19 protein-coding genes and 1 pseudogene are annotated in these 24008 nt (G+C 63.5%); 10 read left to right on the top strand and 10 right to left on the bottom strand.

Annotated elements, in window-relative coordinates:
• The first annotated feature begins 131 nt into the window (after positions 1–131).
• Positions 132–2999, top strand: a complete 2868-nt coding sequence (gene gcvP / locus KMZ29_RS10590) for an aminomethyl-transferring glycine dehydrogenase (RefSeq protein WP_215623638.1) — start codon at positions 132–134, stop codon at positions 2997–2999.
• A gap of 668 nt (positions 3000–3667) precedes the next feature.
• On the opposite strand, the gene recA is transcribed toward gcvP, so the two are convergent.
• The gene (gene recA, locus KMZ29_RS10585; protein WP_215623637.1) at positions 3668–4762 is read right to left on the bottom strand and encodes a recombinase RecA; all 1095 of its coding nucleotides are present in this window, start codon (positions 4760–4762) and stop codon (positions 3668–3670) included.
• Between the two features lie 682 nt (positions 4763–5444).
• Here recA and KMZ29_RS10580 point away from each other — a divergent pair.
• The gene (locus KMZ29_RS10580; RefSeq protein WP_215623636.1) at positions 5445–5678 is read left to right on the top strand and encodes a PilZ domain-containing protein; all 234 of its coding nucleotides are present in this window, start codon (positions 5445–5447) and stop codon (positions 5676–5678) included.
• A gap of 967 nt (positions 5679–6645) precedes the next feature.
• On the opposite strand, the gene KMZ29_RS10575 is transcribed toward KMZ29_RS10580, so the two are convergent.
• Positions 6646–6876, bottom strand: a complete 231-nt coding sequence (locus tag KMZ29_RS10575) for a hypothetical protein (RefSeq protein WP_215605983.1) — start codon at positions 6874–6876, stop codon at positions 6646–6648.
• 227 nt (positions 6877–7103) lie between these two features.
• Here KMZ29_RS10575 and KMZ29_RS10570 point away from each other — a divergent pair, with 227 nt between their 5' ends.
• On the top strand, positions 7104–7814 hold the full coding sequence (locus tag KMZ29_RS10570; RefSeq protein ID WP_215623635.1) for a Crp/Fnr family transcriptional regulator: 711 nt from the start codon (positions 7104–7106) through the stop codon (positions 7812–7814).
• Positions 7815–7829: 15 nt separating this feature from the next.
• Here KMZ29_RS10570 and KMZ29_RS10565 read toward each other — a convergent pair whose 3' ends face one another.
• Positions 7830–8120 (bottom strand): hypothetical protein, encoded by a 291-nt coding sequence (locus tag KMZ29_RS10565; RefSeq protein WP_215623634.1) that lies wholly within the window; start codon positions 8118–8120, stop codon positions 7830–7832.
• A gap of 343 nt (positions 8121–8463) precedes the next feature.
• Between KMZ29_RS10565 and KMZ29_RS10560 the strand changes: the two genes are divergently transcribed.
• Positions 8464–8931, top strand: a complete 468-nt coding sequence (locus KMZ29_RS10560; protein ID WP_215624219.1) for a PaaI family thioesterase — start codon at positions 8464–8466, stop codon at positions 8929–8931.
• Positions 8932–8966: 35 nt separating this feature from the next.
• On the opposite strand, the gene KMZ29_RS10555 is transcribed toward KMZ29_RS10560, so the two are convergent.
• A complete protein-coding gene (locus KMZ29_RS10555; protein WP_215623633.1) occupies positions 8967–9257 on the bottom strand; it encodes an HdeA/HdeB family chaperone in 291 nt (96 codons plus the stop codon).
• 177 nt (positions 9258–9434) lie between these two features.
• On the opposite strand from KMZ29_RS10555, the gene KMZ29_RS10550 reads away from it, so the two are divergent.
• On the top strand, positions 9435–9689 hold the full coding sequence (locus KMZ29_RS10550; RefSeq protein WP_215623632.1) for a PilZ domain-containing protein: 255 nt from the start codon (positions 9435–9437) through the stop codon (positions 9687–9689).
• Positions 9690–9908: 219 nt separating this feature from the next.
• Complete coding sequence (locus KMZ29_RS10545; RefSeq protein WP_215623631.1) at positions 9909–11693, top strand: cation:proton antiporter domain-containing protein; 1785 nt, start codon at positions 9909–9911, stop codon at positions 11691–11693.
• A gap of 243 nt (positions 11694–11936) precedes the next feature.
• Here the strand turns inward: KMZ29_RS10545 and KMZ29_RS10540 are convergent.
• Together KMZ29_RS10540 and KMZ29_RS10535 are read right to left on the bottom strand one after the other, a co-directional pair.
• A pseudogene (locus KMZ29_RS10540) lies at positions 11937–12458 on the bottom strand (outer membrane protein assembly factor BamB family protein); the annotation flags it as partial.
• A gap of 257 nt (positions 12459–12715) precedes the next feature.
• Positions 12716–14206 (bottom strand): caspase family protein, encoded by a 1491-nt coding sequence (locus KMZ29_RS10535; RefSeq protein WP_215623629.1) that lies wholly within the window; start codon positions 14204–14206, stop codon positions 12716–12718.
• 243 nt (positions 14207–14449) lie between these two features.
• Here KMZ29_RS10535 and KMZ29_RS10530 point away from each other — a divergent pair, with 243 nt between their 5' ends.
• Entirely contained in the window at positions 14450–14857 is a 408-nt protein-coding gene (locus KMZ29_RS10530; RefSeq protein WP_215623628.1) for a hypothetical protein, read from the top strand.
• A gap of 39 nt (positions 14858–14896) precedes the next feature.
• Here the strand turns inward: KMZ29_RS10530 and KMZ29_RS10525 are convergent, their stop codons facing one another.
• Together KMZ29_RS10525 and KMZ29_RS10520 are read right to left on the bottom strand one after the other, a co-directional pair.
• The gene (locus KMZ29_RS10525) at positions 14897–15160 is read right to left on the bottom strand and encodes a hypothetical protein (RefSeq protein ID WP_215623627.1); all 264 of its coding nucleotides are present in this window, start codon (positions 15158–15160) and stop codon (positions 14897–14899) included.
• A 100-nt stretch (positions 15161–15260) separates the two neighbouring features.
• On the bottom strand, positions 15261–16613 hold the full coding sequence (locus KMZ29_RS10520) for a globin-coupled sensor protein (protein WP_215623626.1): 1353 nt from the start codon (positions 16611–16613) through the stop codon (positions 15261–15263).
• A gap of 380 nt (positions 16614–16993) precedes the next feature.
• Here KMZ29_RS10520 and KMZ29_RS10515 point away from each other — a divergent pair, with 380 nt between their 5' ends.
• The gene (locus KMZ29_RS10515) at positions 16994–17710 is read left to right on the top strand and encodes a Crp/Fnr family transcriptional regulator (protein ID WP_215623625.1); all 717 of its coding nucleotides are present in this window, start codon (positions 16994–16996) and stop codon (positions 17708–17710) included.
• A 29-nt stretch (positions 17711–17739) separates the two neighbouring features.
• Here KMZ29_RS10515 and KMZ29_RS10510 read toward each other — a convergent pair whose 3' ends face one another.
• Together KMZ29_RS10510 and KMZ29_RS10505 are read right to left on the bottom strand one after the other, a co-directional pair.
• The gene (locus KMZ29_RS10510) at positions 17740–18837 is read right to left on the bottom strand and encodes a DUF2336 domain-containing protein (RefSeq protein WP_215623624.1); all 1098 of its coding nucleotides are present in this window, start codon (positions 18835–18837) and stop codon (positions 17740–17742) included.
• 57 nt (positions 18838–18894) lie between these two features.
• Positions 18895–21183 (bottom strand): putative bifunctional diguanylate cyclase/phosphodiesterase, encoded by a 2289-nt coding sequence (locus KMZ29_RS10505; RefSeq protein WP_215623623.1) that lies wholly within the window; start codon positions 21181–21183, stop codon positions 18895–18897.
• 343 nt (positions 21184–21526) lie between these two features.
• On the opposite strand from KMZ29_RS10505, the gene KMZ29_RS10500 reads away from it, so the two are divergent.
• Together KMZ29_RS10500 and KMZ29_RS10495 are read left to right on the top strand one after the other, a co-directional pair.
• Complete coding sequence (locus KMZ29_RS10500) at positions 21527–22756, top strand: GNAT family N-acetyltransferase (protein WP_215623622.1); 1230 nt, start codon at positions 21527–21529, stop codon at positions 22754–22756.
• Positions 22753–23697, top strand: a complete 945-nt coding sequence (locus KMZ29_RS10495; RefSeq protein ID WP_215623621.1) for a JmjC domain-containing protein — start codon at positions 22753–22755, stop codon at positions 23695–23697. Before KMZ29_RS10500 ends, KMZ29_RS10495 begins: the two co-directional genes overlap by 4 nt.
• The last annotated feature ends 311 nt before the right edge of the window (positions 23698–24008 follow it).

Here is a 24008-nt window from a genome sequence, read left to right as displayed (position 1 = left end):
CACACGCGCTGTCGTCGCCCGGCTTGACCGGGCGACCCAGTACGCCGCGGCCCTTCAGCTCAATCTCTGACTTCCCGGCGTACTGGATGCCCCTCTTTCGCGGGGCATGACGAGCAATAGAGGAACAGCCCATGACCGCGCACCGCAAACCCGCCATTGAGCCCGCCGCCACCTTCGTGCGCCGCCACATCGGCCCCTCGCCCCGCGACATCCAGGCGATGCTGGAGACCGTGGGCGCCAAGAGCCTCGGCGCGTTGATGGCCGAGACCCTGCCATCATCGATCCGGCAAAAGGCGCCGCTCGATCTCGGCTTCCCCTTGAGCGAGACCGAGGCGCTGTCGCATATGCGCGAGCTGGCGTCGCAGAACCAGATGTTCACCTCGTTGATCGGGCAAGGCTATTCCGGCACGGTGCTGCCGGCGGTGATCCAGCGCAACATCCTGGAGAACCCGGCCTGGTACACGGCCTACACGCCGTATCAGCCCGAAATCAGCCAGGGCCGGCTGGAGGCGCTGTTCAACTTCCAGACCATGATCTGCGACCTCACCGGGCTCGACGTCGCCAATGCCTCGCTGCTGGATGAAGCCACTGCCGCTGCGGAAGCGATGGCGCTGGCCGAGCGCGCCGCGCAAGGCAAGACCAAAGCCTTCTTCGTCGACCACGAGGTCCACCCGCAGACCCTTGCCGTGCTGCGCACCCGCGCCGAGCCGCTGGGCTGGCAACTGATCGTCGGCGATCCCGCCTGTGATCTCGACAAGGCCGAGGTGTTCGGCGGATTGCTGCAGTATCCCGGCACTTCCGGCGCGGTGCGCGACCTGCGTCCGGCGATCGCGGGGCTGCGTGCCAGGGGCGCGCTGGCCGTGGTCTCCGCTGACCTGCTGGCGCTGACGCTGCTGGCGTCGCCGGGCGAACTCGGCGCCGATATCGCGATCGGATCGGCGCAGCGCTTCGGGGTGCCGATGGGGTATGGCGGACCGCACGCGGCCTATATGGCGGTGCGCGACGCGCTGAAACGCTCGCTGCCCGGCCGCATCGTCGGGTTGTCGATCGATTCGCGGGGGCAGCCCGCCTATCGGCTGGCGCTGCAGACCCGCGAGCAGCACATCCGCCGCGAAAAGGCGACCTCCAACATCTGCACTGCACAGGTGCTGTTGGCGGTCATCGCCTCGATGTATGCGGTCTATCATGGCCCGGAGGGGCTGAGCCACATCGCGCGGACCGTGCATCGCCGCGCCTGCATATTGGCGGCGGGACTGCGCCAGCTCGGCTTTGCGCCGCAATCGGCGGCCTTCTTCGACACCCTGACGGTCGACGCCGGCGCCAGAACCGGGGAAATCGCCGCCCGCGCGCTGGCGGAAAGGATCAACCTGCGGCTCGGCGAGGGCACGCTCGGGATCGCGCTGGACGAGACCACGAGCCCGAAAGACGTCGAAGCGGTATGGCGGGCGTTCGGCGGCAAGCTGGCTTACGCGGAAGTCGAGGCCGGCGCCCGCGAGGCGCTGCCAGCGGAGCTGAAGCGGGCGACCGCCTTCCTCACCCATCCGGTGTTTCATGCCCATCGGTCCGAGACCGAACTGTTGCGCTACATGCGCAAGCTCAGCGATCGCGATCTCGCGCTCGACCGCGCCATGATCCCGCTCGGCTCCTGCACCATGAAGCTCAATGCCACGACCGAGATGATCCCGCTGACCTGGCCCGAATTCGCCGCGCTGCACCCGTTCGCGCCGCGCGGCCAGGCCGAAGGCTATCACGCGCTGTTCCACCGGCTGGAACGATGGCTGTGCGAGATCACCGGCTATGACGCGGTTTCGCTGCAGCCGAATTCCGGCGCGCAGGGCGAATATGCCGGGCTATTGGCGATCCGCGGCTACCACGCCGCCCGCGGCGAGCCGCACCGCAAGGTCTGCCTGATCCCCTCCTCGGCGCACGGCACCAACCCGGCCTCCGCCCATATGGCGGGCATGGAGGTCGTGGTGGTCGCCTGCGACAGCAGGGGCGATGTCGATGTGGCCGATTTGCGCGCCAAGGCGGAAAAGCATTCACAAGACCTCGCCGCAATCATGATCACCTACCCCTCTACCCACGGGGTGTTCGAGGAGCATATAAGCGAGATCTGCGACATCGTGCATGGCCACGGCGGGCAGGTCTATCTCGACGGCGCCAACCTCAATGCCCAGGTCGGGCTGTCGCGGCCCGGCGACTACGGCGCCGACGTCAGCCATCTCAATTTGCACAAGACCTTCTGCATCCCCCATGGCGGCGGCGGTCCCGGCATGGGTCCGATCGGGGTCCGGGCGCATCTCGCCCCGTTCCTGCCGGGTGATCCGGATAGCGCGGCGCCCTCGGCGGTCGGGCCGGTGTCGGCGGCGGCGTTCGGCTCGGCGTCGATCCTGACCATCTCCTACATCTACATCCTGTTGATGGGCGGCGAAGGCCTGACCCGCGCCACCGAAATGGCGATCCTCAATGCCAATTACATCGCGAACCGGCTCGATCCGCACTTCCCGGTGCTGTACCGCAACGCCAAAGGCCGGGTCGCCCATGAATGCATCGTCGACCCCCGCCCGCTGAAGACTTCCAGCGGCGTCACCGTCGACGACATCGCCAAGCGGCTGATCGACTACGGCTTCCATGCGCCGACTATGAGTTTCCCGGTGCCGGGCACGCTGATGATCGAGCCGACCGAATCCGAATCGAAAGCCGAGATCGACCGCTTCTGCGACGCCATGATCGCGATCCGGCAGGAGATCGCCGAGATCGAGTCCGGCCGCTGGAAGGTCGAGGCCTCGCCACTGCGCCACGCCCCGCACACCGTGCACGACATCGCCGACGATCTGTGGCAGCGGGCCTACAGCCGCGCCGAGGGTTGCTTCCCGGCCGGCACCTCGCGCTCCGACAAATACTGGTCGCCAGTCGGCCGGGTCGACAACGTCTATGGCGACCGCAACCTCGTCTGCTCCTGCCCGCCGGTGGCGGATTACGCAGAGGCGGCGGAGTGACGGGTTGTTAAGAGCATTCAGGGATGGTGCGGCGCACGGGCCTCAGACGTGTGGACTGCATCTGATGGTCCCGGGATTTTCGGGTTCGCTCGCGCTAGGGAATGATGGGTCGAAGTTGGATCGCTTCGTCCCGTAAGCGCGGGGCACTAACGATGTCCCGGACCCAGCATAGCGCTGCTTCGGCGGTGCACCGCAGCACCCGGACAAAAAAACGCGAAAACGACCCCATGCAAAGTAAAGTGGGCCCCGGCTCGCTGCACTCGTGCTGTGCTGCGTCCGGGGCACGAGAAGAAAAACGTTCCGTCGTCACGGCCCAACCAAATCTCATCCCGGTCTAGGGAATGACAGTTCCAGTGCTTCAAGTGCCACGCCAGGTGAGCGGATCAGAAATCTCCGCTCACGACTCCAAGCGCTTTCAAACTCTCGCAATTCCGAATCGGTCGCGCGCACAAAACGCCGCCTTCGCGACTCGTCCAAAATCAAAACAGGCACTGGGGACGTCGGCAACTCAACGTCCTCAGCGCCCGTTCATGTCGAACCTTAAGTCAGGCGACCAAGGCCCGACAAATTCTCTCGGTCATGATCCGAATGAATCGGAATCATGACCTCGTTTCTTTGTCTGAGCATGATCTAGTCGGAAAACCGGTTCCCACTTTTCCGGATCATGCTCAATCCTCCGCCGGCTCGTCACCGTCGGCGTCGCGCTCGGGACTGCCGGCCAGAATCTGCTCGGCGATCAGGCCGGAGTTCTGGCGGATCGCCGCCTCGATCTTCGCGGTCATGTCGGGATTGGCCTTGAGGAACGCCTTCGAATTCTCGCGGCCCTGGCCCAATCGCTGACTGTCATAGGAGAACCAGGCGCCGGACTTCTCGACGATGCCGGCCTTGACGCCGAGGTCGAGGATTTCGCCCATCTTGGAGACGCCCTCGCCGTACATAATATCGAATTCGACCTGCTTGAACGGCGGCGCCAGCTTGTTCTTCACCACCTTGACGCGGGTCTGGTTGCCGACCACCTCGTCGCGCTCCTTGATGGCGCCGATGCGGCGGATGTCGAGGCGGACCGAGGCGTAGAATTTCAGCGCGTTGCCGCCGGTGGTGGTTTCCGGCGAGCCGTACATCACGCCGATCTTCATCCGGATCTGGTTGATGAAGATCACCATGGTGTTGGACTTGTTGATCGAGGCGGTGAGCTTGCGCAGCGCCTGGCTCATCAAACGGGCCTGCAGGCCGGGCAGCGCGTCGCCCATCTCGCCCTCGAGCTCGGCGCGCGGCACCAGCGCCGCCACCGAATCGACCACCAGCACGTCGACCGCGCCGGAGCGCACCAGAGTGTCGCAGATTTCCAGCGCCTGCTCGCCGGTGTCGGGCTGCGAGATCAGGAGTTCGTCGATGTTGACCCCGAGCTTGCGGGCATAGACCGGATCGAGCGCGTGTTCGGCGTCGATGAAGGCGCAGATGCCGCCCTTCTTCTGGCCTTCGGCCACCGTGTGCAGCGCCAGCGTGGTCTTGCCGGAGGACTCCGGCCCGTAGATTTCGACCACCCGTCCCTTCGGCAGGCCGCCGACGCCGAGCGCGATATCGAGGCCGAGCGAACCCGAAGAAATGGTCTCGACGTCCATCGAGCGGTCGTTCTTGCCCAGCTTCATCACCGAGCCCTTGCCGAACTGGCGCTCGATCTGGGAGAGCGCGGCGGACAGGGCCTTGGTTTTGTCCATTGAGGATCCTTCGACGATACGCAGGGCGGTGGTGGGCGCGGCCATTGGTGGTGCTCCTTATGACGGGGATTCGCTAGAGGGACAAACGGGCGGCTGAGCTTGAAACGAGCGATAGCAAAAACGTACCCCATTTGTTCCAAGTTCGCAATATGTTCTTTTTCCTCGCGGGGTACTGGCCTGTTTCCAGGCCCTAGTGGCCTAAATTGAAATGAGCACTGGCCTATTTTGATTTTGGAGAACGGATCGCGAATAGACGTTCCGTTAACGGAAACCGTAAAATTACGGGTAAGGCCGCCTCAGTTGGCGGCCTCATTCATCCGTCATTCTTCGCCCTGAAGCTCGGATACCCGTCATCGCAGTCTCGTCATCAGAACACCGACAACGCCCCGTAGGACTACGGAGACGGCTGTTTTGTCGTGACTTGAGTAGCGGTGGCAATCGTCCTCGACTAGACCGTTTCGGCAAATGACCAGAACCGGCGAGCCACAGCAGGAGCCTCCACCCCGCAAGTGCGAGGATTGCGGAGGCGACATGAATGCCCTCGGCAAACTGCCGCAGGTCAGGGCAAGGCCTGCGGTCCGGATTTTCCGCTGCCACTTATGCAACAACGTCGCATCGGAGCCCTATTAGCCCGCCGCCTCGGTTGGCAGCCACCTCACGGTCCCACGGGGTATTCCGCCCACCGGACGCTTATCGAATTCTTAGGATTAGGGTGTATGTGGATTCCATGGACGAGAAGCGGACTTCCCCACGGCACCGCGTCTTGAAGGCCGGAACGATCGAGTTCCACGGCGGTGGGATCGATTGCATGGTCCGCAATCTATCGGCTGCGGGCGCGGCTCTCGACGTGACCAGTCCGGTCGGCATCCCCGCGCATTTCACGCTGTTCACCGATGGCTCGCCGCACCACTGCCACGTCATCTGGCGCAAGGAAAAACGGATCGGTGTCGCGTTCGACTAAGCCCGGCCCGGCGGGCGAGACTCGATTCTTCCTTTCCCATCCATGTTGCGGCAAAGCCGCTGAATAAGGCCTCGTGCCTTTGCCCTGGATCAATGCGCGCTGTTGCAACCTGGATCATTCATGCACCAGCACCTACCGAGTGGCCCCGCGAGGGCGCCGTTCCGGCATCTGCCAGGAGCCCGGCGAGCAGATCGTTCGGGCTCCGCCTTTTCGATAGATCCTGCGCGCCGAATTGAGCTCTTACCGCAGAACTGGCCCCCGATTCGCGTGGCGGCGGGGCTCGCCGGCACATCCTCCGTCCGAAATCATTGACGCGGATCAATTCGGAAAATTTTTCTTGAGGCCAGAGTGGCCTACTTATGGGTAACATTATTTTCAAGTGTCCACGAACCGGTATGAATGTGCAGCACTGGCTGGCTGACGACCCCGGGGCGGACGATTCAACCTCCAGTTACGAAACCGTAGTCTGCCAGGCCTGCAGCCGCCTCCATTTCATCAACCGAACGAGCGGCAGGCTGCTGGGGGCAGACGAAGAATAACCCCCGGCCAGCGCCGCCCCATCCACAAGCTTTAGTTGAGCTGATACAATCCTATACACGCAGATGTGGCAGTCTGACTGTCACCGATTCGGAAAAAAGCGTGAGGGGCAGCCGTCATGGCGTCTGGCGACGGGAACGTTCCGCCCAACCCCGCGGATCAGAACAGCCCCGCGCGCCGTTGCGAAAGATGCGGCGCTGAAATGAAACGGCTGGGCGAACTCCCCGCGCTGTCGACCCACGCCGCCATCAAGGTTTTCCGCTGCTACGCTTGCGATCACGTGGTTTCCGACCGCGCCTAGGTCGAGGTGTCCAGCCATCGTTCCCCCTCCGGCAGAGGCCATGCGAAGACGCCGGAACGTCCTCTGCGGGAAGAATCTCAATATTCATAGATAGTTGGGGGCGCGACACCGGTCCCACATCCGGAACCGTCAGTCGGCGCTGCGCAGCCGCCGCATGGTGAATTCGATATCCCCATCAGGCAGTTCGCGCCAGCTTTCGACCCCGCTCATATAGGCGGCCTTGGGATAGCGGGTGAGGAAGTCCCTCGCTTTCGTCCGCGCCGCCCCGCGGGGCAAGGTGAAGGTCTCGCGCAGAAAGCCGTCGTCCGGCTTGCGCCGGGCGGCCATCCGGTCGGCGAGGTCGCGCGGGCGAGAGGCCATGTCGCAACTCCAAACAGATGACGACCGGCACAATATAGGGTGGGCGAGGAACCAATCCGAGTCCCCCTACCCGACTGCCGGGAATTGAGTCGCCTGTTCGACCTAGGATTGCTACAATTGAGGACCGGCAATGATCCCCCAGTCGCCGGCGAGCCGCGGATCGCCCTCTCGGAGCGCTCTTCTCAACCCTGCGGTAACTCGGCCAACCGACCGGGCAGGACATCGCAGTGGCAACGCCCGTCGACATCGGCCTTCCCTCTGACAACAAACTGCTCGCCGCGCTGCCGCGCCATGATTTCGATCGGCTGCTTCCGCACCTGTCGTCGGTGTCTCTGCCGCAGGCGCTCGTGCTGGGCGAAGCCGGCGATGAGGTCGACCAGATCTACTTTCCCCATAACGGCATGCTGTCGCTGCTCACCGTGCTGCGCGACGGCAAGGCGATCGAGACCGCAACCGTCGGCCGCGAAGGCGTGGTCGGCGCGATGGCCGGGCTCGGCCTGTACAAGTCGCTGGTTCGCGTCGTGGTGCAGATGCCGATGGCCTGCAGCAGGATCGCCGCCACCCATTTCCGGACCGTCGCCGCTACCAGCGAACCCATCCGCAATCTCTGCATCCGCTACAATGAGGTGCTGCTGTCGCAAGCGCGGGTGACGGCTGCCTGCAACGCGCTGCACTCGATCGAGGCCCGGTTCTGCCGCTGGCTGCTGCAGAGCGCCGACCACGCGGGCAGCGACACCGTCGCGCTGACGCAGGAATTTCTCGCGGAAATGTTGGGAGTGCGGCGCACCTCGGTGACTGAAGTTGCGAGCAAGGTGCAGGCCGCAGGCGCGATCCGCTATTCGCGGGGCGTGATCAGGATCCTGGACCGGGCCGCACTGCTGCGGTTGTCCTGCGAGTGCTACGAGACGCTGCTCGATCAGTCGGCCGCGCTGGCTTGATCGAGGCGCGCCGCCTCAGTTGGCGGTACTGCCTGTCTTGGTGCGCGGCTTCGCGGGAGCCGACGTCTTGGATGTGGATGTCTTGGGCGCATCGGCGCTACGCACGGTGCCCCAGGGATCGTTGGAGACCTTGGCGTCCGGAATCTTCTTCAGCGAATCCTTGTATTTCTTGTCGCGTTCCGCCTCGGCTTCCTTTTCCTCCGGGGATTTGGATTGCAGCTCCGGGATCAGGTTGATGTTGGGGGTCTGCGCGTAAGCCGTCCCTGCCAGCAACGCGATGACGGCGGCCGCGCCAAGAATTCTCATCGGGGAAGCTCCCTTGCATTTTCGAAGGCTATATATCATCGCGCCAACCATGACGCCAAGCACGTCAGCTCCAAGGCCTAAAACCGGTCCGACTTGCAGGATTTCGGCGATTGCGTCCAATCGTCCCAGATCGGGCCGCATGTTGTGCAGCCATCGAGCGCGAGACCCAGGGCGGCCACGCCAAAAATCAGTGCCAATCGCCTGAGCATGGTTACCCTGCTCTCTACCCTGCCATCCTACGGCTGGAAGTCAGGCATTTTCAAGCCGCGCAGGGAGAGTGTTCATTTGGGCCGGACGCACTTAAGAATGCGAGGAAACCAATGAAACGGGGGAACCGACGTTGATACAGCACCAGCAGCACCCGAGGAAATTCGATATCGAGGAAGCCAGGCGCGTGCTCGGCGATGTGTTTGCGCCGTGGGTGCAGGATCTCAACCTCTCGATCGAGGGCATCGATTATGAGCCGCCGCAGACTGCCGCCGCCGGCTGGCAGCCGGGTGCGATCCTGCGCATGCCCTTCTCCGAGCGGCTGTGCCGGAACGGCGGTATTGTCTGCGGCCAGGCGCTGATGGCGTTCGCCGACACCGCGATGGTGATTGCCAACCTCGCGGCCAACCGCGGCTACCGGCCGATGACGACGGTCGACCAAACCACGCATTTCATGCGGGCCGCGACCGCGTCCGACGTGCTGGCGGACGCGCGGGTGGTCCGCATGGGCCGCACCATGAGCTTTGGCCATGTCACCCTGTCCAGCGCCCACGACAACAAGCCGGTGGCGATGGTATCGAGCGCTTTCGCGATGCTGACATAGTGCTTTCGTGCGAAAGCCTGCTGCCGGTTAGCGGATCACTTGCCGAGAATCCTTTCGGCGGCGGTGACGATGCTGACGGTCGGATTCTTGCCGCAGAAAGTGCCGAACTTCTTGGCGTTCTCGACGAACACGTCGGTATCGATGATCGCCTCGTCGGAATCGCCCTTGTACCAGCCGTCCATCCAGGTCAGCACCATCTTGATTTCGTCCTGGCTGCCTTCGACGAACTGCTTGCAGGTCATGGTCGACAGGTCGAGCACGACGGCATGGGCCGGCGCCGAAAGCAGGAGGCCGGCGGCAAACAGCAGCGCACCCGTCGTTTTCATGATCGTGATCTCCGTTGCAGCGTGAAGTTGCAGCATGGACAGATTCTGCTGTGCCGCGCCAGCGTAAACGAAACCCTAATCCGGGATCAAATTTTACGGGTATTCGATTCAATCGTCCGTAATTCCGGTGCGCTAATTTGGACAGAATTGCCAGGCGGGATTTTCGGATTTGCGGCGATGAGCGAGCACATCACAGAGAGGAGAGCGGCGCAGCGATTCCGGGTGCTGAAGGGCGGCGCCATCGCATTCGATGGCAGCGGCATCATCACCTGCACCGTGCGCAATCTGTCGCCGAACGGCGCCGCGGTCGACCTCGCCAGCTGCGTCAGCCTGCCGTCATCGTTCATGCTGGTGATCGAAAAAGACCAGTTCATCCGCCGCTGCCACGCGGTCTGGAGCCACGACAGGCGGATCGGCCTCGCCTTCGACTAGTCGCAGGGCGCGCGGCATCACCGCCGGATTTCGATGTCGGCGCTGCGTCCGCCTTCCCTCCCACTGCGACCGATCTCTTGGGGTCTCGCCGCCCCGGCTGGCGGCAGGTTCTTTCCCGCCGCATCGGGTTGAGGCACGGACCTTTGCGTCCGGGATAACCTTGCCTATGCACACGCCATGTAGTCCAGTGCGGAATTGCAGGCCAAGCTAGGGAAATCAGTGACGGCGCCGATCAATATCGATGTCTACAGCGATGCGCTGGTCGTGCTTGGAACGGCTGGCATTGTCATCCCATTGGTGCGCCGCTTCGGACTGAGCCCCGTCCTCGGCTACCTTGCGGCAGGCGCGGTCCTTGGCCCGCTCGGATTGGGCTCGCTCATCAAGACGTTTCCGTTCTTGTACTGGGTTACAGTCGTCGATGCCAGCAACGTTGCAGGCATCGCCGAACTCGGCGTCGTCTTCCTGCTGTTTATTGTCGGCATGGAACTGTCCTACGAGCGCCTGAAAACCATGCGCCGCCTGGTGTTCGGACTCGGAAGCCTGCAGATCATCGTCACTGCTGCAGTGATCGGCGGCATCGCCAGCCTAGCCGGCAACTCTCCCACCGTATCGGTCATCATCGGCGCGTGCCTTGCTTTATCCTCGACCGCGATCGTCATCGAGGTCCTCTCCAACCAGGGCCGCCTCGCCACGACGGCCGGCCGAACCGGTTTCGCCGTTCTGCTGGCGCAAGACCTGGCGGTGATTCCGATCCTGCTGTTTGTCTCCATTCTGGGTGGCGGTGCGAGCGGCTCGGTCATGACCAGTCTCGGGCTTGCGCTCCTGAATGCGACACTCGCGGTTGCAGCGATCGTTGCTGTCGGCCGCCTGCTCTTGCGACCGCTGTTTCGGTTGGTTGCTTCCGCCGGAACCATCGAGTTGTTCGTGGCGGCAACGTTGTTTGTGATTATCGGCACGGGGGTCGCCGCGGCCATGGCCGGACTTTCGATGGCGCTGGGAGCGTTCATCGCGGGGCTGCTGCTCGCCGAGACCGAATTCCGCAAGGCGATCGAAACGACTGTCGGCCCCTTCAAGGGGCTGCTGCTTGGCGTGTTCTTCTTTACCGTCGGCATGAGTATCGACGTTCGCGAGCTTGCTCGCGAGCCATTGCTGCTCGTTGCATGCGTCGTCGGCCTCATCGTCATCAAGTCCATCCTGCTCATCGGGCTCGCCCGGATCTTTCGCCTGCCCTGGTCTGCAGCGATCGAAACCGGTCTTCTCCTTGGGCCCGGCGGCGAATTCGCATTCGTCGGCATCGGCCTGGCAACCACGCTCGGGCTCATCGGCTCCAATGTGTCGAGCTTCACCTTGACGGTGACGTCAATCACCATGGCGCTCATTCCAGCGCTGTCGCTGGTCGCGCGGCGATTGACGCCGAGGTTCCGGGAGCCCAAGGCGCTCGACCCGGAACTGACCATCGCGCCAAATGGAAGCACTGGACACGCAATCGTCATAGGGCATGGCCGGGTTGGACAAGTCGTCTGCTCGTTACTGGATCGGCACGGCTGTCCCTATATCGCCGTCGACAACGATGCCGCCGTAGTGCCGGCACAGCGGCGAAGCGGCAGCGAGGTCTACTATGGCAATGCAACAGATCCGGAATTCCTCAAGAGCTGCGGGGCCATGGACGCCAAGGCCGTCATCGTAACGGTCGCCGCGAAGGCCGAAATCGACGAGATCGTGAGACAGGTGCGTTCGCTCCGAACGGACGTCGTTATCGTCTCACGCGCCCGCGACGCTTCCCACGCCCGCCACCTCTACGCGATCGGGGTGACCGACGCCGTGCCCGAAACCATCGAGGCCAGCCTGCAGTTGTCGGAAGCGGCGCTAATCGGATTGGGACAGGCGACAGGACCCGTCATTGCCTCCATCCACGAGAAGCGCGATGAATTTCGGCGCGAACTGCAACAGGCCGCCGCGCGGGAAGTAACCACCCATTCGATCCGCCCGAAGAAGCATCGATAGCCGCAGGTATCGGGGCCGCGATCTGCCGCGGCTTGCTTCGGCCAAGGGCAGGCGCCGAAATGGCTGTCATTGATCCAGATCAATGAAGCCACCCGCGGCCCTTTGCCACTTTGAGCCTTCTTTTTTGAAGGATTCAGCAATGCCCCTCGATTCGATCCTGGTTACCGTCAGTGTCGTCGCCATGTTTGCGGTGTTCGCAGGGGTCATGTGGTGGGCGGATTTGCAGGCGTAAGCCGCTTCCAACTATCGGGGAGTGCCGGACAGCCCGGTCCGGCCCTGCCTTGAGTGACGGCGCCAGCGCCAGAACACGCTTGCCGCCAGCATAATCACGAGCGCGAGCACAATCGCCTTACTCAGGAACCGTCCGCCGGGCCGGTCGATGGTGCGCGACCATAGCGAGGGCGCTTCGCCCGGCCGCGCCAGCCAAAACGCCACCAAGCTGTCGCCGATCGTCGTGCCGGATTCGGAATGGCCGCCGGCACCGATCGCGACATATTGCTCGCCCTTCCAGAGATAGGTCATGGGATTGGCGACGCCGGGGACCGGCAGCCTGCCCTGCCAGAGTTCCTCGCCCGACTCCGCGTCGAAGGCACGCAAATATGTGTCCATTGCGCCGGTGAAGACGAGGCCGCCTGCCGTGATCGCCACTCCGTTGACCAACGGCGTGCCGAAGCTGAATGCGCCCCCGAACGGCGCGCGGTCCTCCACGGTGCCGACCGACGACTGCCAGAGAATCTTCCCCGCCTTCAGGTCGACCGCGACCATCATCCGCGCCATCACCGCCGGCGCGCAGCTGTCGAGATCGCCGGCGCGAAAATCCCAGGCGCGCACGAGATCGCCGACATTGGCCGGTGCGATCTGGGTGAGCGGCGAAAACCGCATAATGCTCCCAGGCCAGCGCGGGCGCTGCAGCAAAGACGGCGAGCACGAACAGCGCGAGAACTTTCTGCATGGCTCTCCCCTGCAGCACGATCATCGCTCAGGGGGCCATGACGCTGGCGAAGCCGCTGCAAGGGTTGCCTTCAGTATCCGCTCCTCGATGTGCCCTGGTGACCGCCGCCACGATCACCGCCTCCGTAGCCACCGCTTCCTCCAAACCCGCCAATGCCTATTCCAATGCCGATCGACGGTCCGCGCGGCTCGTAATAGTCACGCGGCGGCGGGCGACGATAGACCACGACATCGTCTTCCGGCACGACATAACGTTTCGGCGGCGCACGGTCGACGCGCTTGGGCGGATCGGGCTCGGTGCGCTTCTTCGGCGGCGTATCGACCTTCTTCAGCGGCAGGGTCGGCGTGGTGCAGGGACAGGTCGGGCCGAGCGAAGCGTTGGTCGGCTGGCCGGCTGCCGGGCCTGACGCGGCCGCGCCGGACGCGTTCGGCGCGCCGCCGGCGGTGGCGACGGTCGCCACGAAGTTCGGACGATTGCGCAGCCGCTCTTCAAGCTTGCGCGCCGTCGGGGCGAGATCGCTGTCGGGATACTGCGCAATGAAGGCGCGATAGCCGGCCGCCGTATTGATGATCACCGCGTTGTTCCATGCCACCATGCGGCGGTGACGATCGAGCCAGTCGCGCGCCTGCAAACCCAGCGGCGTTTGCGCGTAGAGGACGGCGAAGGCTTCATAGGCCTCGTCGGTGCCGTCGGCGACGATCAATTCATTGGCGGCCTCGGCCGGCTTGCCTTTCAAGTCGCGCTTCCACTCGTCGACCGTCTTCTTGACGGAAGCGAGCTTTGGGCCGGCAACGGCGGGACCGACGAACCTGAAGTCGTCGGTCAGCGAGGAACTGTCCCAGGGCGTCTGGCGGCCCGCGGTCGCCTTGTTGACCGCAACACGCACGCGCTTGAAGGTATCTTCGATCGAAAGTCCCGGCTCCTTCGCAGCGGCCAGCAATGCCGACGTATAGGGGCTGTTGGCGCCGCTGCCGTCCTCGGCTTCTGCTCCGGGCGAGGTCGAGAACGACATGAAGGTGCCGGGAGCGCCGGTCTTGGCATCGACGATCGCGAGCCCGCGGCCTGCCGTCTTGTTGATGTCGGGGAACGGGTTGTTGCGGCAGGCGTCGAGCAGCAGGATGCGGGTCTTGCTCGGCACCGAGGCAAGCGTGTTCAGAACGTCGTTGAGACGGACCGCCTGTAGCGGAATGTCGGTTTCCCGCTTCGGGTCGACATCGACCGGCACGAGGAAATTCTCGCCGTCGATCTGCAGGCCGTGGCCCGCATAAAACACCAGCGCCACGGTATCGGGGCCCTTCTCGGCGACCTTTGCCGCGAAGTCGCCGACCTTGGTCCGCAGCTCGTTCTGCGACAGGTCGGCAGCAGTCAGCACCTCGAAACCCGACTCGGTCAGCATCTGTGACATGGCCTTGGCATCGTTGGCCGGATTGGGGAGCGGAACCACGGCACGATAGTTCGACTGACCGATGACCAGCGCGACGCGATTTTCAGCGAGCGCCGCGTGCGAGCCCAGCAAGATTCCCGCTGCGAGAAAGGCATGGCGAAGGACGGGGCGGATCATGGCGACACCTCCAGGCTTCCCCATACGTCAGTCGTCCTCGCGCGGAGGTTCAAACCCCGGCCACGAATACCCTGCTTTGTTTCCTGGCTATTTGGCTTCCTGGCAGATTCCGGGGTGAACCCCATCGATATGGCAGGGCGCCGGCCTGGCTGTGGGACCGGTTTCAGCAATTGGTGATGGCTGAAAAGGGCAAATTAACCGCAATTGTGGGCAATTTTAACCGGCACGGGATAAAGTGGGCAAATGCAGCGGGTCGTTGTTCGGTTGGCGTTGATTGCGGGCTGGGCATTTGCGCTGGCGGGGTGCGGCATCGCCGACAGCCGCTCGCCGGTGCCTGAGTTCATGCGCAGCCAAGCCGCCGAACCACCGCCGCCCGAGCCGCCGCCCGACGTAAAACGGCTGGTGCGCGAAAAACTGGACTCGGTCTTCCTCGCCGCGGCGAACCCGCGCCATGTGCGGGTCTCGCCGCCGCACCGCGAGGTCAGGGGCGCGGGCTGGACGGCGTGCGTCAGGGCCGAGCTTACCTCCGTCATCGGCAAGCCACTGGGCGCCGAGACCTACCGCCTCGTCATCAACAGCGGCACGATCATCGATCGCCGGCGCGCCGAGGCCGACGACAACTGCGCATCCGAGAGCTACGAGCCGATCTAGCGGCGCCCTCGAATTTGGCTTCACGCCGACCCGCCGGGATCAGTGCCCTCGAAAGGGAGGGTTACTCCGGGGCGCCGTGACCGACAGGAACGAAGCCGCCCACTGCGCCTTGGCGTGGCGCAACAGCAGCTTCACGATCTCGCTTCGAATCTCGGGGATCGGCGCCAGCCCGATCACATCGTCGGCCTGGCGCAGGATCCGGTCTCTCGCCCCGGGGGGCAATTGCGCCCAGCACAGCACGATGGCTGCGCCAAGGTGCTGAAAGATCAATTCATCGGACGGGCGATCTGATGAGGTTGACATGCGGCCTCCTTGAAGTGTGCGCTTGAGACTCTCCTGGAACAAACCACAACTGTCCTGATCGCAATGCGAACCGCATTCTTGCGCCGACGCGGCATCCGCATCAGGCAGCCCGGATCATCGCGAAGAAACCTTCGACATTGTTGCGCAGCATCTCCGACTGCTGCGAGAGCTCGTTGGCGGAAGACAGCAATTGCGTTGCGGTTTGACCGGTTTCGCTCGCGGCCTGACTGACGCCGCTGATGTTGCTCGAAACGTCGTGGGTGCCGCGGGCAGCCTCCTGAATGTTGCGCGCGATCTCGGCCGTCGCCATTCCCTGTTGCTCGACAGCCGCCGCGATCGCCGTCGCAATCTCGTTGACCGACGCGATCGTCGTTCCGATTTCCTCGATCGAACCCACCGATTGCCGGGTTGCGGTCTGGATCGCGAGAATCTGCTGGCTGATTTCGTCGGTCGCCTTCGCGGTCTGCTCGGCCAGCGCCTTGACCTCGGAGGCGACGACGGCAAATCCCCTGCCCGCATCGCCGGCGCGCGCCGCTTCGATGGTGGCGTTCAACGCCAGCAGGTTGGTCTGCCCGGCGATGCTGTTGATGAGTTCGACCACGGCGCCGATCCGCTGCGCCGCTTCCGCGAGGCCCTGCATGCCGGCGCTGGACTGGCTGGCCTGCTCTACCGCCTTGCCCGTCATCCTGGTGGACTCCGTCACCTGACGCCCGATCTCCCTGACCGACGACGTCAGTTGCTCGGTGGCCGACGCTACCGCCTGCACATTGGCGGATGCCTCCTCCGAGGCCGCGGCCACCGTGGTCGTCTGCCTTGTCGATTGTTCGGCATTGGCGGCGAGCGTATTGGCGGCGTTCTGCAGATTTTCCGCCGAGCCCCCGACCGTCTTCAGCACCATCTTCATCTGGCCGTCGAAGTCCCGGATCGCGGCAGTGATCTTGTCCTGATGTTTCTGACGCTCCGCCAGCATCGCTTCCTGATAGACCGAAATCGCGATGTCCATGTCGAGCAGCACCGCGCAGTTCGTGGCGGTCAGCACCGCCGCGAGATGACCCGGCTTCCATCGGTAGTGGCGAACAGCGAGCGCGGCGAGCTGGCTCAGCACGAAATTGTATCCGCCGATATACCAGCGCGGCTCCAGCCCAATCTTGTTGTGGATCAGGCCGATCGCGCGGACGCCCTGCATGTACTCATGATCGAAGCGGCCGTTGAACAGCCGCGCCCAGTGCGACTGCTGCGCGGCCTTGAGGCGGGGAATGTCGCTGCCGATCAGGCGCGCGAGTTGCGGCTCCCTGGTGACATGCCGATAAAAGCCTTCGAGCACCTCCGGCAGCGCCGGCTCGACGATCTTCCAGAACTCCCGCAGCAGTTCGCCGGTCGTGGTGTCGATGCGCATGAAGCGCATCCTGGTTTCGCGATCCTGGCTGCTGTCGGCAAGAGTTACTTCCGTCATGAACATTTTCCTTAAATGATGCCAATTGAAATTTTTCGAAACAAAGCCCCGCGTCCCGGCAGGGCGGACAATGTGATTTCCTCACCGTCAAAAACTAGATTGATTCTCGGAAAAACTCCGAGCTCCATAACTTGATCCAGGTTGTTGATCTGCATCAAGTGCACGCAAGCAAACGCGGCGCCGGAGCCTTCAAACTGCCGCCGCTCCAGGCATGACTGCGGCCGATGGCGCCGCTGGCATTAAAGCTAATTACAATTTGGTTTTGCTCAATTAGCTAATTCTGATAGATGCAGATGCAACCTCCTCCCTGCGACGGGAAGAAAAGTTCCGACACTATCTAGCGTAGAATTCTGTGATCCCGTTTAGCCAAACACCCTGATATGTCCATTGCGTCGATTTGCGTAACCTGCCCTCACCGCGAAACCGGCTTTTGCGGGACGCTGCTCGGGTCGCCCTCGGAAACCCCGAAAGCAGACCAGGCGTTCGGCTGGCAGCACTTCGCTGCGGCCCGGGCAGGCGAGCAGATCGCCTACCGAAATCAGCCGTCCAACGACATATTCGTACTCTGCACGGGCTGGGCCTTCCGCTACTTTCAGCTTGCCGACGGCCGCAGGCAAATCCTGAAATTCCTGCTGCCGGGAGACTTCTTTTCTCCTACTGCCATTTTCGAGAAAGCGTACCATTTCTCGGTCAAGGCATTAACCGAGGTCCAGATGAGCGGAATCGCGCGCGCCGAAATCCTTGCGAGGTGCGCCGCCAGCCCCGACATCCGATGGGCCGTGGCAAATTCCTGCGCCGCAGAAACTCGCGAGGCGACCGAGCTTGTAACCGTGCTGGGCCAGCTCTCGGCCGAGGAACGCATCGCCTATCTGCTGTTGCACTTGATGTCGCGAGTAGCGGCGAGGAACGTGATCCGCGAACAGCGCTACCCGTTTCCGTTGCGCCAGCAGCACATCGCCGACGCGGTCGGACTGACCCCCGTCCATGTCAGCCGGGTATTCAGCCAGCTTCGCAAACGCCGCATTCTCGCAATGTCCGAGAGCACGCTCAGGGTTTCCAACCTTGCGGAACTGGAAAAGATCGGTTCGCTGCGATAGCGAACCACCTTGAGCGGTGTTCCATCCGGTCAATTCGGACCTCCCGCCAAGGATCGTTCGCGCAGCCGATAGAACTGCACCGCCTGTCCGGCGGTTTCCGGCCTGAGCCGCAGGAAGGTTTCGAGCAGCCGGTCGAGATCTGCAGTCGATTTCTCGGCCGGTGCCTGCAACAACAGGATCGCCTTGGTGGTCTTCCAGCTCAAACTGGCCGCCTTGGCCAGGACGAGAAGCTGCTCCGACCGTTCCTCGACCAATGCACGCTCGATGAGGCCGACGGGAAGGTCGCAGATGACGGACAGTGCCAGCACGGTTTCGGCGAACTTCTCCGCGCTGGCAAAATCAAACAGCGCGGCTTCGTCCAACTTGCCGGCTTCGTCGAGCGGCTGAACCAGCGCGCGCGCCCTGGCGAAGTCCGCCGAGCCTTCCCTGGTCTGGGCTTGAAGCCTGTTCGACGCCCGCGAAACGATGTCGGCGATGCGCGCGGCCTTGCGCGGGTCTTCTTTCGACAGCCTGCGTTTCAGGGAATCGGAGGCGTCGGCAAACAGCTTGAGCAGATACCGCCGCGGAATCTCGTGCCTCGACCAGGTGCAAACCGCCAGATCGTCGTCATCCGACGAGCGCCTTACCAGCGAGGAATAACCGGACTCGGAGAACGAAGCTCCCGGATTTGCCGCGGTGCTCAGGGCGACCTCCCGGTTCCCCCGCTCGACCAGGATGTCGGTCACGGATTCCGGAATGGTTTTGCGGATCGAGATCGCCAGCAAATGCGCCTGGCTCTTGGTCCTGGCGCCTTCCGCCAGCGTCACCTCGTCCAATTGCTCGGAGTGCGAGAGAACCGGACGGGCCACGTCGATGACGTCGTCGAGCGCCAGCCGGCGCAATATCCGGGGCGGGGCGGCGGGACTCTGCGCCAGATATTCGGCGAAACAGGCGCGCGCAGAGACCTCGATCTCATCGACCAGCTGCTGCAGGACGTCATCGAACAGGACGGTCTGTTCGTTCGAAATATTTCCGGAGGTCGACGCAAAGAGATCGGCGACGCGCCGCAATATCGCGGCCCTGCGTCCGACATCGGCGTTCGCGATAGCCGTCTCGAGCTCATCGACCAGTGACTGGTTTGCAATCACGATGCCTGCCCTCGGCCGCACGGGCGCGGTGGTGGTTCGCGCCGCGGCAAATCATGCTCAGGCCGCCTCATCTGCCCGCGCGATCAGTTCGAGTGCCGCGAAGTCAAGTTCCGCCAGCCGACATGGACGACCGAACAGGTAACCCTGGACGTAATCGACGCCCTGGGCCCGCAGCAGTTCGAACTGCGAGTTGGTCTCCACGCCCTCGGCGGTCACGGCAATCTCGAGCCCTCGGGCCAGCGTCAGGATCGACGCCACCACGGCCCTGCAATCCGCCCGCGACAACAAGCCCTGCGTAAAGGACTTGTCGATCTTTATCTTGTCGAACGGAAACAACAGCAGGTAGCTGAGCGACGCATATCCGGTTCCGAAGTCGTCGAGGGCAATGGCAATTCCGATATTCTTGAGCTGCTGGATGATCAGCACGTTGCTGTCCTTGTCCTGCAGCAGCAGAGATTCGGTGATCTCCAGTTCCAGCCGCTCCGGCGGCAATCCGGTCTCCACCAGCACGCACAGGATCACGTCGAACAGCGTCCCCGCCCGGAACTGCGCGGCGGAAAGATTGACCGCCACCTTGATATCCTGCGGCCAGGAGACGGCATCGGCGCAGGCGCGCTGCAGGATCCATTGTCCGAGCGGCTCCATCAGTCCGGTCTCTTCGGCGATGCCGATGAAGCGATCCGGATACAGCAGTCCTGCGACCGGGTGTCGCCACCGGACCAGCGCTTCCATACCGCAGGGCCGCGACGTCGCGGTATCGAACAACGGCTGGTAGTGCAGCTCGAATTCATTGCGCGACAACGCCGCCCGCATGTCGTTGACCAGCTGCAGCCGCGATATCGCCTTCTCGCTCAGATCCTCGTCGAAGAAACTGAAGCTGTTACGCCCTTCGGATTTCACCCGGTACAGAGCGAGGTCGGCCTTCTTCAGCAACTCCCCGGCATCGGTGCCGTTGGCCGGCGCCAGCGCGATGCCGATGCTGGTTCCGATGCAGACGTCCTGCCCGTCCAGATGAAACGGCTTGGCCGCCAGTTCGAGCAGCCGGACCGCCAGTTCGATCGCATCCTCTCTCTGATCCGCCATATCGGTTCGAATGACGGCAAATTCATCTCCGCCGAGACGCGCGATCAGGTCGGTGTCGCCGAGCGAGGACTCGAAGCGGTCCGCCAGCTCCTTGAGCAGGGTATCGCCGGCGGCGTGCCCCAGCGTATCGTTGACGCTCTTGAATCCGTCGAGGTCCAGCATCAGCGCGGTCAGCGCGCCTCCGTGCTGCTGCATGTGAGCCAGCGCATCGCTCATCCGCTCCAGCAGCGCCGCCCGGTTGGCCAGCCCGGTCAATGCATCATGGGTCGCCGCATAGGAAATCTGGGCTTCGGCATGTTTTCGCGCGGTGATGTCGATCCGGATCGCCATGTAGGCAATTGGCTTTCCATGCACGCCGAGTTGCGGGGTGATGATGGTGTCGACCCAATAGAGCATGCCCGATTTGGACTTGTTGCATAATTCGCCGCGCCAGACCTCGCCGCCCGCGATGCAACGATACATGTCGCGGAAGAACTCCTTCGAATGTGCGCCGGAATTCAGGATGCGGTGGTTCCGCCCCAGCAATTCGCTGCGGGAATATCCGCTGATCCTGCAGAAATTGTCGTTGGCATAGGTGATGCTGCCGGTGAGATCGGTCACCGCAACGATAACGGCCTGGTCGATCGCATACTGTTTTTCGATCAGTTCCTGCCGGACCGCTTCGGCCCGGACTTCCGCGAGCCGCGCATCGGTGATGTCGCGGTGAACCTCGATCAATCCACCGTCGAGCATGGGACGGCGGCTGACGGCGATGATGTTTCCATTCCTGAGTTCGTCGGTCGAATCGAACGTCTCCCCGGACCCGACACTCCTGAGGCAATCGGCGACATACTCCGCCGCATCCGGCGGACGGCAGGAAGCAGCCGCACGGCTGTCGAGAACAGCGAGCAGCGATGTCCCCGGCCGGGTTTGCATCGGCGTCAGCCCATACATCGTGGCGAAGTGGCTGTTGCTGATCACGACCCTGAGGTCGGCATCGAAAATGCACAGGCCGTTCGGCGTGCTTTCGATCGCGGTCGCCAACAGCATCTCCGGCCGCGTGTACGACGATGCCGCGTGCTGCGCGCCTTTCGAACCTTGCCTGGCGTAAATGCCGCCTGCCAGCAGCACAGCGATAACAAGCAGACTCGCATAGAGCCCGGATATTCCGGGCGCCAGCTGGAGTGCGATCGCAGCCAAACCGGCGGCGGCCAGAATCGCGGCGCCCTGCAGGCGGGCGCCGTGGATCTGCCACGCTCTCAAGGGCTGGTTCAACGGATTCATCCGAAATTCTTCTTGATGAAACTCATCTCACCACACACGTCTTTCATTGCCCCGAAGCGTCGACAGCGCTGTCGGCCAAGTTATAGGCCGCCTGAGTTAACCCAAGGGGAGGTCGATTTGATCTGCGTTGTTAACCTGGATCAACGCCAATGCACGGCAAGGCAGCGCCCCGGACACGCCGCTCACGACGCCCGCATGATGAACGGCCGGTTAACACAGCCGCTCGAATTGCATCTCCGCTCCAGCGGGTTTTTCCAATCTTTTCCGCTAGCGTCCCCGTCAACGCAATGCAGGAAGCGACGCACGCGCCCGCTTCGGTCATCGCGAACGGGGAAACGGGGACGTGGTCGAGATAGCTGATACAGTGCTGGTGCGCGGCAGTTCGGTAATCGCCGGGAAGCGGCCGCCGCCGGAAGCGGCTTCGCGTCCCGACGGTCTCGCGCCGCTTACGGCCGTGGCCGCGAGCCAGTGGCGCGCACTTGCCGAACGCGCCAACGAGCCGAACGGCTATTACCTCCCCGACTGGGAATTGGCGGTGAACGCCTCCGCGCGCGGCCGTACCGGCGTCGCGGCGCTGGCCGCGTGGAGCCAACCTGCGGCGGCAAAAGACGGCGCGGCGCGGCTGATCGGGCTCCTGCCCGCGATTTCAATGTGGCGCGCCTGGAAGATCCCGCTGCCGGTTCTGGTAAGCGCCGATCCCTACGGCACGCTTGGCACCCCGCCGCTCGATCGCGACATGGCCGAGGACGCCGCCGCCGGGCTGATGATGCAGGCACGGAAAGCTGGCGCCCATGCGCTGATCCTGCGCGACATGTCGCTCGACGGCGCGGCCATGAAGGCATTCAGGGAAGTGCTGCGGCAGGGCGGCATGCGTCCGCGTCTGCTGCAATCCCACCTCCGCGCCTGTCTCGACGCCACGCGCGATGCCGATGAATGCCTGCACGATGCGCTGGGGCCGAAGAAGCTGAAGGAACTGCGCCGCCAGCGCAACCGCCTCGCCGAGCACGGCGAGGTCCGCTTCGAGGTCGCGAGCACGCCGCAAGCGGTCGCCTCCGCGGTCGAGATCTTCCTGCAGCTGGAAGCCTCCGGCTGGAAAGGCCAGCGCGGCACCGCGCTGCTGCAGCATGACGGCGATGCCGGCTTTGTCCGCCGCGCCACCGCCGCACTCGCCGAATTCCGCCAATGCGAGATCGTGACGCTGTTGTCAGGCGATACGCCGGTCGCGGCCGCGGTCGTGCTGCGGCATCAGGACCGCGCGTTCTACTTCAAGCTCGGCGTCGATGAGCATTATGCGAAATTCTCACCCGGCGTGCAGCTGACGCTCGATCTGACGCGGCATCTCTGTGCCGATCCAGCGATCAGGCTGGTCGACTCCACCGCCGGTGCCGATCATCCGATGATCAATCCGATCTGGCGCGGGCGCCTCGCCATCGGCGACGTGCTGATTCCGCTGCGGCCGCACGATCCCGTGGTGCCGCTGGTCCGCGCCGCTTTGAAGCTTCGCCAGCTGATCCGCGAGCCGCTGCGCCGCGCCGCTCATTTGATCCGGAAACGCCAGGAGAAACCGTCATGACCACTGTCACCGCCTTTGCGCCGGTGCTGACCGCGGAAAATCACGCGCTGAAGCGCGACTTTCCGCTGAAGCCGTTCGCGATCCGTCACCGCCTCGCCGGCCACCCGCTGTTGAACCTGCCGCGCATCGCGCAGCTGGCTTCGGAATTGCCGCGCGACCTGATCGAATACAATTCAGGCAAGGTCGCGATCAGCCAGGACCCGGATGCGATTCCATCGGTCGATCTCGATCCCGTGGCAGTCGTGGAGCGCATCGAGACCGCCGGCGCCTGGATGGTGCTCAAGCGCGTGGAGAACGCGCCGGAATATCGCAAGCTGCTGGAAGACACGCTGTTGTCGGTGGCGCGGGCGCGCGGTTTCAACAGCCTGCTCGACGCCGGCTTCGAACAGGTCGAGGGCTTCATCTTCGTATCCTCGCCGAATTCGACCACCCCGTTCCATCTCGACAGCGAGGACAATTTCTTCGTCCAGATCCACGGCGAGAAATTCTTCACGATTTACGACAACAACGACCGCGCCATCGTCTCCGACGAGGCGATCGAGCGCTCGATGACCAAGCACCGCAACCTGAAGTATGACGAGCGCTTTGCGTCGCGCGGCATCGAATTCCACATGTTCGCGGGCGACGGCTGCTATGTGCCTTATCAGTGGCCGCACTGGGTACGCACCGCCGGCAGCCATTCGATCTCGATGGCGATCACCTGGAAGACCTGCGAGGTGCGTCGCGTCAACGATTTGCACTTCTTCAATTCGATGCTGCGCGGCATTGGCCTGCCACAACAGCCGCCGGGCCACCAGCCGGTACGCGATGCGCTCAAGCTTGCCTTCTATCGCACCGTGATCGCCGCGATCAAACCGCTGCGCGGCTCGCTCGCGATGCGCCGCGTACTGCGGAGGATCGCGCTCGGCAAGCGGGCGAATTACTATCTGAAGGGAGCGTGAGGCGTCGAGCCGATGGGCCTGCGCTGACGGAACTGGATTTCAAACAGCGGTACGCGCAAATGCAGCTTCGCGATCTCGCGGCGCGTTTCGCCCGAGGTTTGCTATCGAATTTCCTCGGCCCTCCGGTCAGAGGGCGAAGGGAAGACCGGGTGCGCGCTGCACCCGCGGTCTCGTGTGCAATGAATGCACGAGAAAACGCACACGAGCATACAGGTTCAGCGGCGACACTCCGGCCTTCCCTGCGCAATGGTTTTACGGCTTACTCCGCGCTCCCCGGCGATCAGGATTTGCTTGTCACCGTCGTCCGCGGA

It is taken from the genome of Bradyrhizobium sediminis (assembly GCF_018736085.1).
Taxonomy (GTDB): Bacteria; Pseudomonadota; Alphaproteobacteria; order Rhizobiales; family Xanthobacteraceae; genus Bradyrhizobium; species Bradyrhizobium sediminis.
Note: the sequence above shows the minus strand (reverse complement) of the source record. Positions and strands in the feature narration are given on the sequence as shown.